The organism is Halorutilus salinus (assembly GCF_026242195.1).
Taxonomy (GTDB): Archaea; Halobacteriota; Halobacteria; order Halobacteriales; family Halorutilaceae; genus Halorutilus; species Halorutilus salinus.
The window spans coordinates 236,352-254,760 of sequence record NZ_RKLV01000001.1; the positions used below are offsets into that span (position 1 = coordinate 236,352).

Consider the following 18,409-nt stretch of genomic DNA (forward strand, 5'->3'; position numbering starts at 1 on the left):
GACAAGAGTTATCTGAGGGTACGTTCATACGTATAGTTGATGGGCGACAGACTGAAGCGACTCGTGTCCGACGAGGTTGAGGACTGCTGTGACGAGGATGTTGAGGAGAGGAGGCGTAGCCTGCGCCGCCTCCGTGACCGTGTCGACGACGAGACCGACACCGACGACCTGCGCGTCCTGTCTGTTCTGGGGGACGAGACCAAGCACCGTATCGTCAGACTACTCGTCTCCTCGGACCGCGGAAGTATGTGCGTCTGCGAGTTCGACACGGTTCTCGACGTCACCGAGAGCGCCGCGAGCCACGCGCTGTCCGAGCTACGTGACACGGGACTCGTCGAGCGCGAGAAACGGGGTAAGTGGAGGTACTACTCACCGACCGAACGCGCCGAACGTCTCGTCAGCGCGTTGGACGACGTATGACGACTGTAGCCTTTGTCTGTGTCCGTAACGCTGGAAGGAGTCAGATGGCGACGGCTTTCGCGGAGCGCGAGGCGGAGGAGCGCGGCGTTGACCTCGACGTGATTACGGGCGGTACGCGCCCTGCGGACGAGGTTCACGAGATTGTCGCCGAAGTCATGGCGGAGAGTGGTTTCGATCTGCGCGACCGCACGCCGCGCGAGATAACCGCCGGCGAACTTGCCGAAGCCAACATCGTTGTCACGATGGGATGCGAAGCCTCGGACGTATGCCCTGCGACGTTCACGGGCGATAACCGCGACTGGGACCTCGACGACCCCGGCGGTGCGACACGCGACGAGGCGCGTGAGATACGCGACGAGGTCGAACGCCGAATCGGCGCGATGTTCGACGAACTCGACGAACGGAACTGAACCGCCTACTCCCCTCTACCGAAAAGGTTATCTGAATAACTATTCAATTGTATCCCGATGACAGAAACGGCTGACCGCGACCGGAACGCGGATACCGGACACGACCACGGACCTGACTGCGCGTGTCCCGACTGCGGCGACCCACGCTCGATGGACTTTCTCGACAAGTACCTCACAGTCTGGATATTCGGCGCGATGGCTATCGGCGTCGGTCTCGGATACGTCGCGCCGTCCGTGACTCAGCCGATACAGGACCTATATCTCGTCGAGATAGGTCTGGTACTGATGATGTACCCGCCTCTTGCGAAGGTAGACTACCGACGTCTGCCGACCGTGTTCAGGAACGTCCGCGTCCTATCGCTTTCGCTTGTCCAGAACTGGCTCATCGGCCCGACTCTCATGTTCGCGCTCGCCGTCATCTTCTTCAGCGGTCTCGTACCCGGACTGTCCGCTCGTCCCGAGTTCTTCCTCGGACTCGTCTTTATCGGTATGGCACGGTGCATAGCGATGGTCCTAGTCTGGAACGAACTCGCCGACGGCTCCGCGGAGTACGCCGCGGGACTCGTCGCGTTCAACAGCCTGTTCCAGATTCTGACCTACGGATTCTACGTCTGGTTCTTCGGTCTTTTCCTCCCTCCTCTCCTTGGCATGGACGCGCTCGCCGTGGGGTTACAGAGCTTCGACATCACGCCCGCACAGGTCTTCCGCGCTATCGCTGTCTTCCTTGGCTTACCCTTCTCCGCGGGTATAGCGACGCGTCTCGTCGGCGTCCACGCAAAGGGCGAGGAGTGGTACGCGGAGGAGTTTGTGCCGCGTATCTCGCCGGTCACGCTCGTCGCGTTGCTCTTCACAGTTGTCGTCATGTTCGCCACACAGGGTGAGAGTATCGTCGCACAGCCTACCGATGTTCTACTTATCGCCATCCCCCTCACCGTCTACTTCATCGTGATGTTCGTCGTCAGCTTCGGCATGGGGCGCTCAATCGGCGCAGACTACTCGACAACGACCGCCATCGGCTTCACGGCGGCGTCGAACAACTTTGAGCTTGCTATCGCCGTCGCTGTAGCCGTCTTCGGTGTGGGTTCGGGCGTCGCCTTCGCAACCGTCGTGGGTCCGCTCATCGAGGTTCCCGTTCTGCTCGGTCTTGTCCACGTCGCTCTCCGGCTCCGTCGTCTTTTCGACGCCGACGAGGGCGGGAAGACTGCCGAGACGGTCGCCGACGACTGAACTCGTATGGCAACGCATTTGTTTTTAGGCTGACCAAAAAGGATATGGAACTGACACGGCGCGATGCGCTCGTAGCCCTCGGCGTCGCGGGCACAGCAACCGGAGGCGCGTACGCCGTCTCAAGACTCGAAGACGACGACACAGCCGAGGCTGTCGTCGAACGTCTATCCCACGTCGCCGAGGCTGTATACCCGTCGGAGGTCGATGTTACACATGACTTTCTCGAAACCTACGTCGTCGGACGTGTCGAGGAACGCGACGGCTACCTCGAAGGCGTCACCGACGCCCTCGACAGCCTCGACTCGTACACGCGCAACCTACGTCACGAAGGCTTCGGTGATGCGCCTCCCGACGCCCGTGACTCCCTCCTACGTTACATGGGCGTCGACGAGGCGGAGCCTGCACCCGACGGTACGGAAGCCGAACGCGTCCGTTACTACGTCGTCAACGAGCTACAGTACGCCCTGTACACCACCCCTGTCGGCGGAAAGCTCGTCGGCATCGAGAACCCAGTGGGGTATCCGGGTGGACTCAACAGCTACAGGAGGGAGCCTTGACCGAAGACGGACGCGCCCCGGTTGAGGACGCCGACGTATGTGTGGTAGGCGCAGGTCCTGCGGGTGCGCTCACAGCCTACACGCTGGCGTCGCGCGGATACCGTGTGGTCGTACTCGAAGCCGGCGAGCGGTTCGATCGTGGCGATGACGAACGCCGTATGGAGGAGTCGTTGCGTCCCGCTCATGACGCGGGCGAACTCTGGAATATGGAGACCGGGGACGGCAGGGACGCCTACACGTCGTCGGGCGAACGTTACTACCCGCTCAACGCCGCGCGCGTCAAGGGCGTCGGCGGTTCGACGTTGCACTGGCAGGGTATGGTGATGCGTCTCCACGAGAAGGACTTTGAGATGGAGACGCGCCACGGCGTCGGACGCGACTGGCCCATATCCTACGACGACCTACAGCCGTACTACGTTTGCGCAGAGAAGGAGATGGGCGTGGCGGGCGGTGACGACAACCCGTACGCGCCGCCGCGTAGTCAGCCGTTTCCTCTCCCCGCTTTCGAACCGTCGTACAGCGACAGTCTCTTCTCGGACGCGTGCGACGAGGTCGGCTTGGAGATGCATTCGGTTCCGAACGCACGCAACCCCGAACCTTACGACGGGCGCGGTGTGTGTGTCGGCTACGGAACGTGTCAGCCCGTCTGCCCCTCCGGTGCTAAGTACACAGCGGATGTACATGTAGCCAAGGCGGAGGACGAGGGCGCGCGCGTCATAGACCGTGCGCAGGTCGAAAGGCTCGAAACCGATGGTGAGGGCGACGCCGTCGAGTCTGCGGTCTACACGACGCCGTCCGGGACGTACAGACAGGATGCGGACGCCTTCGTCGTCGCGTGCGGCGGCGTCGAGACACCGCGTCTACTCCTCCTTTCGAGGTCGCGCGACCACCCCGACGGTCTCGCAAACTCAAGCGGTGCCGTCGGACGTTACTTCACCGAACATCTCTTCGTGGGCGCAGGCGGCACCGTCGATCAGCCGACGCGTCAGAACCATATCGGGTTCATAACCTCGGAGAGCCACGCGCTTTACGACGGCGAAGATCCCACGCCTCTCGGTACCAAGTTAGAGTTCCTAAACTACGCCGGACCCTCACCCGCCATCGAAGCGATGAACGCCGACGAATGGGGGGACGCGCTTCTCGAAGACCTGCGTGGCTCTTACGGTAACCACGTCTCTATGGGGGGACTCGTCGAACAGGTTCCAACCGAGAAGAACTGGGTTACGCTCGACAAAACGACGACCGACAACCTCGGTAACCCGGTGCCTGACGTACGTTGGAGCGTCGCCGACCGTGAGGCGGAGGCGATACGCGCCGCAAACACGGTACAAAACGATGTCCTCGGTGCCATGGACGCTGACGTAGGCTGGACGGTTGGTCCGGAGGACACGGGACCCGCATACCACCATATGTGTACGACACGTATGGGTCACCACGACGACGAGAGCGTGGTCGACCACCGAACCAAGGCGCACGACCTCGAAAACCTGTACATATCGTCGAGTAGCGTCTTCGTCACCGCCGGCGCTATGAACCCGACTTTGAGCATCGCGGCGCTCGCTCTCAAGACCGCCGACCATATCGACGACGATATCTAAGCCTGATTAACGTCGACATCCGCATCCGCCGGACGCGTCAGTGAGACGTTGAGTGCGAGCGCAGAGCCGATGCCGCCGACGACCGTAACGCCGTTCTTGACGGCGTGATCGAGAACCGCGACCGCAACCGCCACCTCCCATCCGATCGACGTTGCGCCGACAACGACCGACGAGAATCCTGCCTCGTACAGACCGACGCCGCCGGGTGTTGCGGGTACCACCTTTGCGAGGTTTCCGACGCTGACGGCGAGCAGTGAGAGGGCGACGACGCCGCCGACCGACGAGAACTCCGCGCCAACCGCGTAGAAAAGCACCACAGCCGTAGAGACATCGAGGAACCAGATCACGAGGCTCGCTCCCGCGAGACGTGCGATACCGTCGCGGTCGTCGAAGACGGAGCCAAGGGAGCCGAGGAAGTCGGCGACACCGTCGGCTACCTTGCCCAAGACGCCTTCCCCGCCCGTCGGAACGACGCCGGAGCCTTGTTTCAGAAGGTAGACCGCACCGACCGCGGCGACCGTCACGCCTCCTACACCACCTGCGGCTACGAGCGCACCGCTCCCTTTCGCAGGCTCGAAACCGAAGACCGTGAACGTCCACACCGCCCCTGCACATCCGAGAGCGACGACGGCGACGAGGTCAAGGACGCGCTCCGCGGCGAGCGATGCTACACCTTCGGAGTACGGTACACCGTTGCGTTTCTTAACGACATAAGCGCGCGCCCCGTCACCCGCGCGTGCGGGAAACACGAGGTTCGCCGTCTGGCTCACGAATACCGCACCTGTCATAGCCGTCGCCCTGCATCCGTACCCCATACGTCCGAGTATATTCCTGTACCGTGTACCTCTCGGTATCCATGAGACGGCGTAGACGACGACCGCAACCGCTACGAGCGCACCGTCGGCGTCGGCGATACGTTCGACCAACCCGGATATATCGAAGCCGTCGAGGAAGAAAGCCGCCGCCACGGCTACGACGGCGAGCAGAGCCGTGAACCTGAGCCACGGACGGAGAGCGCGCGCAGTTCCGCGCATACGTCACCGTGTGGCGCTCCCCCAATCAAGCTTCCGAATTTTTTGGTAAACCTAAAAAGACACCAGCCCATGAGAACAAGTAACGTATGGAAGCCCAACCCGTCGCCGAGAGCACCGAAGACCCCCGCTACACGTTCGACGACCTGAGCGTCGTTATGGGGACGTACAACGAGGAAGAGGCTATACGAGCGGTTCTGTCCGATATCGACCGTATCACCGACGGACGCGCGGAGGTCGTCTGCGTCGACGGTTCTTCGGACGCAACGCCCCAAATAGCGCGCGACAGAGGCGCGCACGTCGTTGAACAGGAGCCACAGGGCTACGGCGTCGCCGTCCGCGAGGCGCTCCTCACCCCGGATCGTCCCGTCGTAGTTACCACCGACTGCGACGACACGTACCCGATGGAACGTCTACCCGACTTCCTCGAACTCATCAACGACGGCTACGATGTCGTCAGCGGCGACCGTGTCTCAGGTGGAGCGGACGCGATGCCCCCGCTAAACGAGTTCGGGAACCGTCTCTTCGCGCTCACGGCGTCCACTCTCATGCTCCGCCGCGTCGGTGATACCACCACGGGGATGCGCGCGTACCGGCGCGAGGTCGTCGAGGACATCGAATGGACGGAGAACACGGGACTGTCCGCCGAACTCCTGATACGTCCGTTGATGCGCGGCTACGACGTTACGGAGGTGCCTATAGAGTACGACGACCGTCTCGGGGAGACCAAGCTGGATCCGTTCGCGGGCGGAGCGGCGATAGGTAAGTCGGTTCTCAAGGTGCCTCTTCAGGAGCGGTGGCGACGGCTTCGGTCGTGACCCCTCCGTCGACGACCGCCGCTTCGCCTCCGCAACGTCTGAACGAGTAGCATCTTTCGGTGTACGGCGGTGTAAGGACACGGACACCGTCGCCGTACACCTCGTAGCTCAACGCCTGTCTGTACCTGAACGAGTCGTACCTCTGTGTCACGCCGAGTTCGAGGACGGCTTCGCCGCTTTCGTCGACATCGACCGCGCCCGCCCCGTCGAGAGCCACCGAGGTTTCGTTGACCCACCACTCGACGGTCGCGTTACCGCCCTCGGCGTCTACGGTCGTGTACGTCGTGTCCTCGTCGCCGCGAACCGTCGCAACGACCGAGGTCACGCCGTCGGGAACCGGGACGGTCGTCGTAAGACGTACGGCGCTACCTTCCACGATACGGAGGCGTTCGACCACGGGTTCGACCACCGAACCTCCTGTCGGTGCCCAGTCGCCCCTGTACGCGTACCTATAGAGGTCACGGTCGGGGTACGCGTCGACAACCTCGAAGTTTTCGTCCCCGCGGTCGAGAGCGTAAACGGTCGTCCCGTTCAGGTCGGCGTCGTTTCTCAGATACTGGAACGGATGGTTGAGCCAGTCGCCGTACGGCGTCGGCAGGAAGACGACGCCTTCGTACTCCCTCTCCTCGAAAGGCTCGTACGCCGTTTCGTAGCTCTCCGTCACGTCGAGGTTTTCGTCTATCTTGTCCGCCGTGTTCGCCGCCCCGACGCCCGCAAAGACGAGTGCGAGACCGAGGACGACGGCGATACCGGTGCGTCTGTCGAAACCCCCCGCCGTCTCGTAGACAGTGACGAGACCTGCGCCACCGAGGACGGACGCGGGCAGGAGAAGGTCGAAGTGGTAGTGCGTCCCGTACAGATATATCAGACCGTCCGCAGGGTCTGATATGTCGGCGAGTATGTTCAGGTTGCCCCAGAAAAGGACGTTGCCGACGATCACCGATACGGCGACACCGACGAGCAGTATACCCTCGGTGCTCCTTCTGCGCGCGACGCGTAATACGCCGACGCCCGCGAGCGCCGCGCCGACGACGCCTCCGGGACCCCAGTCGACGATGAAACGGTAGACAACGTGCGCGTTCGCCTCCAGCGCGAGTTCGGGCGTGTAGTCACGCGAGTAGCCGAGTATCGCCCTCTCACCGAAGCCGACGCCGTCGTTCGCCGCAAACTCAAGATAAGGGAAGACCAAAGGATCGCCCGTCATGACCTCGTTGTAGGCGAGCGCGACGCCGACGAAGATGAGACCCAGCGCCGCTGTCGTCGAGTAGAGTGCGACCGTCTCGCGTTTCCTTTCGGACAGTACGACGTAGGCGGCGTGGACGACGAACGGCACGGCGAAGACGACCGCCGTGTACTGGCGCGAAAAGAAGGCGATACCCGCGCATACACCGGCGACGGCGGCGTAACGTACGTCCCGTCTCCTCCACGCACGGAGGTACGCGAGAGCGAAGCCGAGGTTGAGCGCCGTCGTGGGTGCATACGAAAGGAAAAGCGACGACTGCACAACGAAAAGCGGCGAGAGCAGGAGTGCCAACGACGCGACGACACCAACACGTCTGTCGAACACCTCCGTGGCGACGGCGTAGACGAGAAGGACGTTGACCACAGCGATAACGACGAGCGCGGCGCGGTACGAGTACAGCGCCTCGCCCAGCGCAAACAAGGCACCCGTTACGGGCGTGTACTTCGGATAGACTGCTCCGCCGTCGGCGACGAAGAACCAAGGGCGTACGGATTCGGTTAGCTCCCCCGTCTGTATACGTAGCTTCCCGTTTAGAAGCATATCCGCGTGCTGAAGGTAGACACCCTCGTCGTGGTTCGACGAGTGGTAGGGGAAGACGCGCGACGAGACGACCGCGACGATCAGACCCGCTGTCGCCGCTACGCTCATAACCGCGTACCGGAGACGTGACCTATCCAACCTCATACTTCTCCATCGAGAGTATGACGAGCATCGACAGCCCCGATATGCCGACGAGTATCAGCGCCGGAACAGCCGCCTGCCCGAAGAAACCCTCCTCGTACGCCGACCAGACCTGTGTCACGAGCGTCTCGAACCCCGCGGGTCGTAGGAAAAGCGTCACGGGTAGCTCCTTCATCGTCGTAAGAAAGACGAGCGCCGCACCCGCTATGATACCGGGGGTGACGAGAGGTAGCATTACGCGCAGAAACGTCTTACGCGCCGAACCGCCGAGCGTACGCGACGCCTCCGCGAGGCGCTCGTCGAACTGGACGAACGACGCCCTTGTTACTCCCACGGATTCGGGCAGGAAACGTACGAGGTACCCGAAGACGAGCAGGGGAACCGTCTGGTATAGCGGCGTCGGAGAGCCGAAGAAGACGAGCGCGAGACCGAGGACGACGCCAGGTAGGGCGTAGCCGAAGTAGACCGCCTTCTCGGCGAGCCTTCCGATCCTCCCACCGCGTGCCGAGGTGTACGCGATGGGTATCGCCGCCACCGCCGCCGCAAACGCCGCGAGTCCTGCGACGTATACCGAGTTGGAGACGATTCCGGCGCTGAAACCTCCGCCTGACGCGTACGATGCTTCGCCGCGGATGAGCCAGAGGAAAAGGACGCCGACGGGTACGGCGAGTGCGAGAAGCGGAGGTACGAGACACGCACCGACAGCGGGCGTCTTCCAGCTACCGAGTTCCACGACCGACTCGCCACCTCCCGAAACACCGCTACCGCGTGATTCCGTTCTGCCGCGTAGAGCCGTCTCAGCCACCAGAACGACGGCGGCAAGAGCGACGAGCTGTAAAGAAAGAAGCGCGGCGGAGTCGGGACTCCACGTGTTGTAGTTGACGTAGATTACGCGTGTGTAAACGTCGAAACGCATTATCGCGGGTGTGCCGAAGTCGGACAGCGCATAAAGGGCGACGAGCAGGGAACCCGCTCCCACAGCGGGCTTTACCTGAGGCAGAACCACACGACGGAAGACGGAGCCGCGTTTGCTGTTGAGCGTCCGCGCCGCCTCGACGACCGACGGGTTTACCGAGCGCAGAGCCGCGCGCGTGGTTATGAAGACGTACGGGTACGTGTACAGGGTGATGACGAGCGCCGCACCCGTCAGACCGTAGATTTCGGGGAGCGACTCGACGCCGTAAGGTTCGAGAACCGACTGTAGCTCACCGCGTGGACCGAACGCGGTCACGAAGCCGAATGCCCCTATGTAGCTCGGTATTACGAGAGGGAGAGCGACGAGCACGGTAAGAAGGCGTCGGAAAGGGATATCCGTAAACGTCGTTACGTACGCGAGCGGCACGGATATGACGATCGACGCAACCGTAACGACGCCGACCAGAAGGACTGTGTTACCGAAGACGCGCAGGTTCTCGGCGCGGAGAAGAAGCTCGGTAGCCCCTTCGACGGCGACGGCGCGCCGTATGACCCAGTAGAGAGGGAACAGGACGAGGAGAACCACCGCGATACTCGCGGCGGTCGGAAGACGGCTGGAGAGGCGTCCTGTTTCTTGCACCTTACAGTATACCGACGTCGCGCATTAATTCAAGTGTCGGTTCTATATCGGAGAGACGTGTCAGGTCGAGATCAGGCGGGTTTAGCTGGTCTATCGTAGGTAGGTTTCCGAGAGGGTTGACGCCCGGTATAAGGGGATACTCCCCGGTCCGTACGGCGAAGTACTCCTGTGCCTCCGCCGAGAGTAGATGGCGCACGAAGTTTGCGGCGAGTTCCTCGTCGCTCGCCGTGTCCATCACGGTCGCGCCCGCAACGTTGAACAGCGAACCCGCGTCGCCGTCGGTGAACGCGGTTCCGAGCGAAGCGCCCGGGTTCCCCGAAAGTATACGCTGTATGTAGTAGTGGTTGGCGAACCCCGCGACTATCTCCCCGTCACCGACAGCGCTCGCTATCACCTGTTCGTTCGGGTACTCGCTCACGCCGCTCTCAACCATACCTTCGAGCCACGCGCGTGTCTCCTCCTCGCCGTTGAGTATACGCATCGCCGTCACGAAGTCCTGGAACGAGCCGTACGTCGGTGCCCATCCCATCGCACCGTCGAAACGGTCGTCGTCGGGGAAAGCGAAGATATCGTCGGGGACGTCGCTTTCGTCGAACTCCTCCGTGTTGTACGGTATGGTGCGCGCGCGCCCTGAGGTACCGACCCATTCGCCGTCGGGGTCGCGGAACTCGTCGCGTACGAGTTCGAGAACACCGTCGGGAAGCGGTACGGTTCTACCGGCTTCGGCGAGCGAACCGAGAGCGCCGACGTTGACCGTGTAGAAGACGTCCGCGGGGCTGTTCGACCCTTCGACGTTTATCTGGTTGGCGAGGTCGGCGGAGCCACCGTAAACAGGCTCTATCTCAAAGCCGTCGTACGTCGATTCGAGGAACGCGAACAGGTCACCGACGAGGGGCTGACCACGCCCCGAGTAGACCGTGAGAGTCCCTTCGAGGTCGGGCATATCGTCGACGGAAGTCCCTTCGGGTGCGGGACGGTCGGAGCCGGGTCCCGAACCTATGAAGCCGCCTATGCTCGGCACATCGCCGGTTTCGTTTCCGCCGTTGCTTAGCGGTCCTATGCACCCCGTGGCTCCCGCCGCCCCTGCCACACCCGCGTATTTGAGAAGACGCCGTCGGTTGATCTTGTCGTCCATGGCTTACCATACCAGATTTGTTAGGTAAACCTAAAACTTGTCCTTTTCAGTCGTCCGCCACTGCGCGTTCCTCGACGGGGGAGAGGGCGTCGAGACAGTCGAGGTAGTCGTGCGTCATCTCCCCCACGTGGTTGAGGAACGCACCGTTGTTGTACTCCTCCCAGTCGCCCGATACGAGACGGTCGGCAACGTCGCGTGCCACGTCGGCGTACGTCGATGCGTCCTCGCCCGCACCGTCGACTATCTCCCAGAAATGCTCGTTGAGTTCGAGTCCCGCAACCTCGTTCGTCAGGTCGTCGAATGTCGAACGCGGAGCCTTGTTGTGTTCGCACAGGGGCGCGCCGTTGTAGACGCGTCTTCCGAGAACGTCGCACGCGCGTTTGAGAACGACGCCGCTCCATATGTCGTCGAACCTGCCGACGTCCCATTTGTTGTCGTCCATAGGCATCTGGTAGAACGCGGGTACCACCTCCCTGCGGAACGCGAGGTTCATGGAGCAGACGGTGAGGTAGTTACCCCGCCCGGCGACGAAGTCGCGGTCGAAGTCGTCGGCGGTCGTACGCGTCTGCGCCTGTCCGTTCAGGTCGCCGTCCATCAGTATACGTACGGCGTCGAGGTCGGGAACGTTTGTCCAGAGACCCTGTGAAGCCACCACGTCGCCGCGCTCGACACGCGTTTCGTCCGTCTCGATCCTCTCGTCCATCGCCGAGTACGGGTAGCCGCGTGGGTACAGGTCGTCGTACCCCTGATACAGGACGTTGACCCAGCTCTCGTCCGACGAAACCTCCTCGATACCGCCTTCGTAACCGAGGTTACGCAGATGCGTACCGAAGTAGTCGGTACCGTCGTGCGGCAGTGTGTCGTCGTCTATGAAGACGCCGTAGTCGTGCCCCTTCGCCCAGATGTAGAGCAAGCCGAACGTCGTCTCCGCATGACTCGCCGCCGGAACGACGTCGGAGTACTCGTCCACGCCGTTCTCCTCGTACCAGATCTCACGCGCCGTCCCGTCGAAGACGCGTCCATCAACGCCGAGTTCGCGGAGCATCGACCGCATCTCCTCCGTCTCACAGAAGTCCTCCGTGACCAGAACGAACTCGGCGCGCCCAAGGTCGAAGCCGTGTTCGCGCGCGTTCTCGACGTAGTCGCGCACGCATTCGTACTCGCGTATAGTCGGGACGACGACGCATACGTCTTTGCTCGTCATGCGACGACCTTTTAGGGCTACCTAAATGTAACTACCGTTTTCCCGTAACCTCCTCCGCGGCGCGCCGTACGCTGTCCTCGCTGTCGTGCGACGGCTCCCACCCCGTCGCGCACAGACGCGACACGTCGAGACGCATACGAGGAACGTCGCCCTTCCATCCGCGTTCACCGCCCGTGTACTCGAACTCGGGTTCGGCATCCACCGTATCCGCGACGACCTCGGCGATACGCGTCACCGAGACGGTGTCTTGCGTTCCTATGTTGTAGAACGTCTCATCGCACGCGTCGCTCTCGACGACGTGTACCATACCGTCGACGCAGTCGGTGACATGCGTGTACGACTTGCGTTGTCTGCCGTTGCCGAGTATTTCGAGCGTCGACGGATCGTCGTTCAGTTTGCGCACGAAGTCGGGTACGACACCGTGTCCGCGCCCTCCGACGACGTTCGCAAACCTGTAGACGTACGTCTCTAAGCCGAACGTACCCTCGTACGCGGTGCATAGACCTTCGCCCGCGAGCTTCGACGCGCCGTAGAGCGATATGGGTTCGAGCGGTCCGTACGTCTCAGGTGTCGGCGTCGGTGCCTCGCCGTAGACTGTCGACGACGACGCGAAGGCAAAGACGTCCACGTCCGCGTCGCGCACGGCGTCGAGGACGACGTTGGTAGCCTCGGCGTTCTGTTCCATATGTACGCGCGTCTCCTCGGCACCCGAACGCACGTCAGGGTTGGCGGCGAGATGGAAGACGGCGTCCGCACCGTCGAAGGCGTCGTGTACGGCGTCGTAGTCGAGGATATCCGAGACGTGTAACGAAGCGCCTTCGGGGACGTAACCGCAGTCTCCGGCGCTCAGGTCGTCCACGACACGTACCTCGTTCCTGTCTATGAGCGTCTCGACGAGTCTGCCGCCGATGAACCCCGCGCCGCCTGTGACGGCGACCGTCTTACCCGACAGTTCCATACCGCAGAGCGCCGTTCCGCGCCTAAGTAGCTTCCTGAATACGTCGGGGCGATACCGAACCGTTCGCGTGGATGACGGTAGACGAACCTGTTCGGGGAAAGAGTGAATACTCCGCGTGGAAAAGGTAGCAACGTAGTTTAGGTAGCCCTAAAAATGATACGCGAACATCTTCACGAACTGTGGCACGGTATCGATACGAGACCGACGAAGGTTCGTCTGGGAATCGCTGTCTTCACCATCGCTTCCCTACCCGTCTTGGGAACCCTCTCACGAACCGTCGGCGGGGCGTTCAGTCTCGGCGGTTTGACAGTTCCGTTGCTCGTCGTCGCGCATGTCCCCGCGCTGATCGCCGCTCTCGCGCTGTGGTCGGTAGCCAGCGACACGCTCGTACTGAACGGCTGGACGAGGAGGTGAGTCCCGCGCCGGTACTGTATCTCGGTTGGACGACGGTTCCTATCCTCCGTTGACGATACCGTACTCGCCCCAGTTCTCGTCGACGCGTTCCTGTACATCGTCTTTCATCTCTATCTCATCGGGCCAGTCGCGTTCGAACCCTTCGCCTTCCCACGGGCGCGTCGCGTCGATACCCATCTTCCCTCCGTGTGCCTTCCTCGGTGCGGCGTGCTCTAAATGATCGAGAGGCGCGCGCTCTATTATCTCGACGTCGCGCGCCGCGTCCATACGTGACGTGACCGCCCAGAGCACCTCCGCCTCGTCATGTACATCAACTTCCTCGTCTACGACGACGACCGTCTTGGTGAGCGAAAGCATCCCTTGGGACATCATACCCATCATCACCTTCCGCGCGTGCCCCGGATACGCCTTGTCGATGCTGACGACGAGAAGGTTGTGGAAGACACCTTCGACGGGTAGGTTCATGTCGACCACCTCGTCGAACTGCGTCCGTACCAGAGGGAGGAAGATACGTTCGGTCGCCTTGCCGAGGTAGGCGTCCTCCTGCGGCGGCTTCCCCACGATCGTCGTATGGTACATCGGATCCTCGCGCCGCGTTATACAGTCCACCTCGAAGACGGGGAACTCCTCGACGGGCGTGTAGTACCCCGTGTGGTCGCCGAAGGGTCCTTCGGGACGTTTCTCAGGAAGTACGCGTCCTTCGAGAACTATCTCGGCGTTCGCGGGCACGCGCAGATCGACCGTTTCGGCTTCAACCAGAGGCACTCCTTTGTCGCGTAGGAAGCCCGCGAGAAGGAACTCGTCTATGTCGAACGGGAGCGGCGCAGTACCTGAGTAGACCGTCGCGGGATCCGCGCCGATTGCGACCGCAACCTCCATACCTTCCTCGTCGCCGTCACGGTACTGCTTAGCGCCGTGCTTATGCATCTGCCAGTGCATCCCCGTATGTGTCTCGTCGAAGACCTGCATACGGTAGACGCCGACGTTGCGTTTCCCTTCAGGACCCTCCGAGATCACGAGCGGGAGGGTGATGAACCTCCCGCCGTCTTCAGGCCAACATTTCAGTATCGGATAGTCGGAAAGGTCGGGGTCGTGGTCGACGACCTCCTTACACGCCGCCTTGCGCGCCTTCGTCTTCGTCGGCGGGTAGTTACGGAACTCACGGAGAAGGTCTATACCCTCCTTGACATCGCCCCAGTTCTTTATAGCGCCGACGACCCCGCCCACGTCGGGGGGGCGGAAGCTAAGTATCTCCTCGATACGTTCGGCTATCTCATCGAGTTCTTCTACTTCGAGTGCGAGACGTATACGTTCGACCGACCCCATCGAGTTGATCAGCACGGGGAAGTCGCTTCCCTCAACGTTCTCGAAAAGAAGCGCCTTGTTGTGTTCACGTTCGCGCCGGGAGACGCGATCCGTAATCTCGGCTATTTCGAGAACAGGGTCGACCTCTTTCTCCACGCGGACGAGTTCGCCCTCTTCGTCGAGGGTTTCGGTAAAGTCACGGAGGTCGTCGTAAGCCATGCTCTACATGGGGGCGCACGGCGGTTAACTCTTGTCTCACGTATCCGTATCGCCGTACGTCCGTTCATCGTCCTTGCCGTCGAACCCGCCCTCGTGCCGTGCCGCGTAGTACTTGGGTCCTACGGTTCCCGACTTCGTCTTGAACGACCTGCGCAGGAGGTAGAGAGAGACGATACCCAGACCCGCGAGGTACGGCGCGTAGCCCGTCTCGCCGTGCGCCAAAACCGTCGCGCCGACGATCGACGCGCTACCGACGAGGGCGTACGACAGACGTTTCCCTAACTTCTCGATATGTTTACGCGAGTCCTCGAAGTCAGCCACGACCTCAACGTTATCGCGTCCTATCTTGTCGAGGCTGGCTTCGAGCTTCGACGGTGTGCGCGCCACCGATCTGAACGCCTGCTTGAACCCTTCCCACGCACGTACCGCACGCCCCCGTATCTGTTTCTGAACGAAGCCCTCTTCGATAAAGAACTCGCGCGCAACGTCGAGGAAGTCGAACTCAGGGTCGAGTTCGAGACAGACGCCCTCGATGATCGTCGAGACACGTAGACCGAGTGCGACGTACGACGGGATACGTAACGGGTACTCGTAGACCGTCTCCTCGACCTCGTTAAGTAACTGCTGGACGCGCATCTCGTCGACATCCCCGCCCGAAAGATCCTCTATGGCTATCTCGATAACCTCTACCATAAGCTCGCGGTCGACGTCGCGATCCAACGTACCCATGTCTATCATCGCGTCGATGACCTTCTCGGCGTTCTTGTTCGAAGCGGCGAGGTAGAAGTCGACGAAGGTCTCCTGCAACGACGGCGAAAGCCTCCCGCTCATACCGAAGTCGTAGATGACGATACGTCCATCGGCGTCGACGGCGAGGTTTCCGGGATGGGGATCACCGTGAAAGACGCCGTCTACGAGCGTCATCTTGAGGTATATCTTTTCGAGGTCGCGCGCTAGCCTCTCCGTGTCGTGTCCGAGACGGCGTAGGCTCTCCACGTCGTTTATCTTCGTACCGCCTATGTACTCCATCGTGAGGACGCGCCGCGAGCAGACGCCGTCGTACGTCTCGGGCATACGGACGCGGTCGTCGCCCTCAAAGTTACCGCGTATCTCGTCCAACATCGCCTTCTCGCGCCCGTAGTTCATCTCCTGCTTGATACGGCGCTCGAAGTCGCCTGCGAGTCCTTCCATCGAGTCGGCGTGGGCGTCCTCCCCCGCGATACGTGCTATACGTTGGACGACGGGCAGAAGGAAGTTTAGTGCGCGCAGGTCGGCGTTGACGAGTTCCTCGACGCCGGGGCGGCGAACCTTGACGGCGACCTTCTCGCCGTGGAAGTAGGCGGTATGTACCTGTCCAAGCGAAGCGCCCGATACGGCGTCGCGCTCGAACGTCTCGAAGACAGCGTCCGGATGCCCTATCTCTTCCTCGATTATACGTTCGACCTCATCGTACGGCGCGGGCGGTACGTCGTCCTGTAGCTCGATTAGCTCGTCTATGTACGTCTGTGGGACGACATCCGGACGTGTCGAAAGAACCTGTCCAAGCTTGATGTAGGTCGGACCGAGGGACAGGAGAGTGTCCGTAAGCCGTCGCGCCCTCCTGTCCTGCATCTCAGGGGTGACGTCGCGTCCGGGTCCGAAGAACAGCCATCTGTTCCTGTCGCGTGCGTACGTCAGCGCGAGCGGGAGGAACCGCAGGAGTGCTTTGATTAGACGCCAGTAAGCCCTCGCCATCCCGGCTTACCAGTCTACTCCAGATCTATCTCGCTCGTCTCCTTCTTAGGTAACGTGACGCGTAGAAGACCGTTCTCGTACGTTGCTTCCGACCCCGTGTAGTCGACCTCGACGGGTATGGGCACCCTGCCGCTTACGAAGTCCGAACGCGCCTCGGCGACGTACTCGAAGCCTTCCTTAAGCGGCTTCTCGCGCCGCGCCTCGATGCCGAGTACACCGCCTTCCTCGCCTACAGCTCCCTTCTCATCGTACGTCAGGTCAAGGCTGTGCTTCTCGCATCCCGGCAGGTCGACGAGAACCAGTACCTCGTCGTCGCTTTCGAGAACGTCGGCGAAGACGGGTATACGTTCGCCGACGACGCGCATGAGTTCAGCGCCTTCCTCTTCGAGACGTCGCAGAAGACCGTCTGTATCAATCATGGAACCAGAATAGGGTTTGTTCCATATAGTTCTTTATGTTGCGTACCCCACGACGAAACCCGTTCGGGCGTTTACAGATCCTCAGCGACCTTACCGGCTACGTCCCTCGCCTTCTCGGCGAGTTCTTCGTCGACACGTCCTTTACCGACCGCCTCGGCGAGTTCGTCCTCGTCGACGACGCGTACCTCGCCGTCCACCTTCACGACATCGATATGCAGATCGACGTACACGACGGTATCGGGGTAGAGTTCGAGAGGCGTACAGACGTTTACGTACGTCCCTTTGGCTTCGCCGTCGGACGACTCGTACACCGTCGGGTATGCCCACGCCCCCTCCTCGAAACGCGTACGCGCGATGTCGCCGTCCTCGCGTTCGACACCGAGTGCGTCGTACTCCCCTGACGACGTTATACGGCGTTCGACGGTGACCTCGCCGGTGTCGCCGTCCGCCTTAACTACCTCGCCGCGTCCGAGAGAGGGGAAACGTCCGTCGGGCTTCCCGTGTAGTATCTCGGTCTGGTCGCCCTCGTTGGGTCCGAATCTGCGCGCGACTACACCGAAAGGGAACGTATCCGAGGGGTCAGGGCTGTCGACGAGGCTCTCGGCTATATCCACGCCCCCGGCGGCGGCGTTGCTCGTCGCCTTCAGACGGTGGTGTCCCGGAACAGTCGCCGTCTCCTCACCGCGTGCTTCGTCGTACCCACACCGTCCCTCGCGTCCGAGCCAGAGCCATACGGCTTCGTCTTCCGTCCCCTCCGAACCTGTCTTCTCAACCGCGTCCTCAACCGCCGCGCTAAGCTCGTCCATGCCCGCGTCGAGGGCGTCGCGTGAGTAGATAACGCCCCATCCCGACGGCGGTTCGACGCCGAGCGTCGAGACCGTACGTGACAACTGCGTCGCGTCCTCCTCCGTTCCTCCCTTGACACGTACACCGCTTCCGTTCCGGACGAGAGTTACCATCCCGTTCCCGACACGTTCGCCCTCGGCGACGACGGGTGAACCGTCGCTCCACGGAGGCTTTTCGTCGACGACCGTGACACGGGGTTCGTCGCCTTCCTCCACGCGTCCTTCCGTATTCGAGTACGGCAGGAAGCCGCGCCCGTTATCGAAACCCACGAATGCACCCGAACCCGCCGTTTCTTCCACCGTCGCGTCGCGGACAGCCCCCACGGGAACCGCGTCGAAAACGAACGAGTCGGTTCCGACGGCGAGGCTTTCGGCGACACCGGACGCGCCCTCACCGACGGCGTAGACGCCGAGGTAGTCGTCCGACGACCGGAGCCTGACATCCGGATCACCTTCCCCGAACGAGGCACCGAAACGGTCGCGTATAGGATCCGAAGGCTCCACGACCTCGTGCCCTGCGTCGATGAGCAGACGCGTTGCGGCTGTGGCGTAGACGCCACGTACCTTTACTCGCATACATCCTCTTCGGGTGCGCCGTTCAAATAACGTCCGAAGACGTATGTCACACGCGCACGA

Annotated in this window: 17 protein-coding genes; 7 read left to right on the forward strand and 10 right to left on the reverse strand. The window is 61.8% G+C overall.

The genetic code is table 11. The features are described from left to right. The first annotated feature begins 39 nt into the window (after positions 1 to 39). Genes EGH25_RS01280 through EGH25_RS01300 form a run of 5 tightly spaced genes read left to right on the forward strand, consistent with a single transcriptional unit; the run spans position 40 to position 4,212 of the window. Positions 40 to 420 carry an ArsR/SmtB family transcription factor gene (locus EGH25_RS01280; protein ID WP_266085570.1) on the forward strand — a complete coding sequence of 127 codons (381 nt, stop codon included), beginning with the start codon at positions 40 to 42 and terminating at the stop codon, positions 418 to 420. Further along, positions 417 to 830, forward strand: a complete 414-nt coding sequence (locus tag EGH25_RS01285; protein ID WP_266085573.1) for an arsenate-mycothiol transferase ArsC — start codon at positions 417 to 419, stop codon at positions 828 to 830. The genes EGH25_RS01280 and EGH25_RS01285 overlap by 4 nt, the downstream gene beginning before the upstream one ends. A 57-nt stretch (positions 831 to 887) precedes the next feature. Continuing rightward, a complete protein-coding gene (gene arsB, locus EGH25_RS01290; protein ID WP_276591851.1) occupies positions 888 to 2,057 on the forward strand; it encodes an ACR3 family arsenite efflux transporter in 1,170 nt (389 codons plus the stop codon). A gap of 44 nt (positions 2,058 to 2,101) precedes the next feature. Next, positions 2,102 to 2,614: a gluconate 2-dehydrogenase subunit 3 family protein gene (locus EGH25_RS01295; protein WP_266085574.1), complete on the forward strand. Its 513-nt coding sequence runs from the start codon at positions 2,102 to 2,104 to the stop codon at positions 2,612 to 2,614. After that, positions 2,611 to 4,212, forward strand: a complete 1,602-nt coding sequence (locus EGH25_RS01300; protein ID WP_266085575.1) for a GMC family oxidoreductase — start codon at positions 2,611 to 2,613, stop codon at positions 4,210 to 4,212. Before EGH25_RS01295 ends, EGH25_RS01300 begins: the two co-directional genes overlap by 4 nt. Here EGH25_RS01300 and EGH25_RS01305 read toward each other — a convergent pair. Further along, the gene (locus tag EGH25_RS01305) at positions 4,209 to 5,246 is read right to left on the reverse strand and encodes a lysylphosphatidylglycerol synthase transmembrane domain-containing protein (RefSeq protein WP_266085577.1); all 1,038 of its coding nucleotides are present in this window, start codon (positions 5,244 to 5,246) and stop codon (positions 4,209 to 4,211) included. The two genes, EGH25_RS01300 and EGH25_RS01305, sit on opposite strands and share 4 nt — an antisense overlap. A gap of 86 nt (positions 5,247 to 5,332) precedes the next feature. Here EGH25_RS01305 and EGH25_RS01310 point away from each other — a divergent pair, with 86 nt between their 5' ends. Then, positions 5,333 to 6,061 carry a dolichyl-phosphate hexose transferase gene (locus tag EGH25_RS01310; protein ID WP_266085579.1) on the forward strand — a complete coding sequence of 243 codons (729 nt, stop codon included), beginning with the start codon at positions 5,333 to 5,335 and terminating at the stop codon, positions 6,059 to 6,061. On the opposite strand, the gene EGH25_RS01315 is transcribed toward EGH25_RS01310, so the two are convergent. From EGH25_RS01315 to EGH25_RS01335, 5 genes are read right to left on the reverse strand one after another with little or no spacing between them, the layout of a single operon-like run. Beyond that, positions 6,018 to 7,988, reverse strand: coding sequence for an ArnT family glycosyltransferase (locus tag EGH25_RS01315; protein ID WP_266085581.1), 1,971 nt, complete (start codon positions 7,986 to 7,988; stop codon positions 6,018 to 6,020). The genes EGH25_RS01310 and EGH25_RS01315 overlap by 44 nt on opposite strands. Further along, positions 7,975 to 9,540 (reverse strand): ABC transporter permease, encoded by a 1,566-nt coding sequence (locus EGH25_RS01320; protein ID WP_266085583.1) that lies wholly within the window; start codon positions 9,538 to 9,540, stop codon positions 7,975 to 7,977. The genes EGH25_RS01315 and EGH25_RS01320 overlap by 14 nt, the downstream gene beginning before the upstream one ends. Position 9,541: 1 nt before the next feature. Further along, positions 9,542 to 10,675, reverse strand: a complete 1,134-nt coding sequence (locus EGH25_RS01325) for an iron ABC transporter substrate-binding protein (RefSeq protein WP_266085585.1) — start codon at positions 10,673 to 10,675, stop codon at positions 9,542 to 9,544. A gap of 46 nt (positions 10,676 to 10,721) precedes the next feature. Then, positions 10,722 to 11,879: an alpha-1 4-glucan-protein synthase gene (locus EGH25_RS01330; protein ID WP_266085587.1), complete on the reverse strand. Its 1,158-nt coding sequence runs from the start codon at positions 11,877 to 11,879 to the stop codon at positions 10,722 to 10,724. A 31-nt stretch (positions 11,880 to 11,910) separates the two neighbouring features. Further along, entirely contained in the window at positions 11,911 to 12,837 is a 927-nt protein-coding gene (locus EGH25_RS01335; protein WP_266085588.1) for an NAD-dependent epimerase/dehydratase family protein, read from the reverse strand. Between the two features lie 153 nt (positions 12,838 to 12,990). On the opposite strand from EGH25_RS01335, the gene EGH25_RS01340 reads away from it, so the two are divergent. After that, positions 12,991 to 13,251 carry a hypothetical protein gene (locus EGH25_RS01340; protein WP_266085590.1) on the forward strand — a complete coding sequence of 87 codons (261 nt, stop codon included), beginning with the start codon at positions 12,991 to 12,993 and terminating at the stop codon, positions 13,249 to 13,251. A 39-nt stretch (positions 13,252 to 13,290) separates the two neighbouring features. On the opposite strand, the gene EGH25_RS01345 is transcribed toward EGH25_RS01340, so the two are convergent. From EGH25_RS01345 to EGH25_RS01360, 4 genes are all read right to left on the reverse strand, one after another. Beyond that, complete coding sequence (locus EGH25_RS01345) at positions 13,291 to 14,775, reverse strand: menaquinone biosynthesis decarboxylase (RefSeq protein ID WP_266085592.1); 1,485 nt, start codon at positions 14,773 to 14,775, stop codon at positions 13,291 to 13,293. A gap of 36 nt (positions 14,776 to 14,811) precedes the next feature. Continuing rightward, positions 14,812 to 16,509, reverse strand: coding sequence for an ABC1 kinase family protein (locus EGH25_RS01350; protein ID WP_266085593.1), 1,698 nt, complete (start codon positions 16,507 to 16,509; stop codon positions 14,812 to 14,814). Between the two features lie 14 nt (positions 16,510 to 16,523). After that, a complete protein-coding gene (locus tag EGH25_RS01355; protein ID WP_266085595.1) occupies positions 16,524 to 16,928 on the reverse strand; it encodes an Hsp20/alpha crystallin family protein in 405 nt (134 codons plus the stop codon). Between the two features lie 71 nt (positions 16,929 to 16,999). Beyond that, on the reverse strand, positions 17,000 to 18,349 hold the full coding sequence (locus EGH25_RS01360; RefSeq protein ID WP_266085597.1) for a ribonuclease FAU-1 family protein: 1,350 nt from the start codon (positions 18,347 to 18,349) through the stop codon (positions 17,000 to 17,002). Between the last annotated feature and the right edge of the window lie 60 nt (positions 18,350 to 18,409).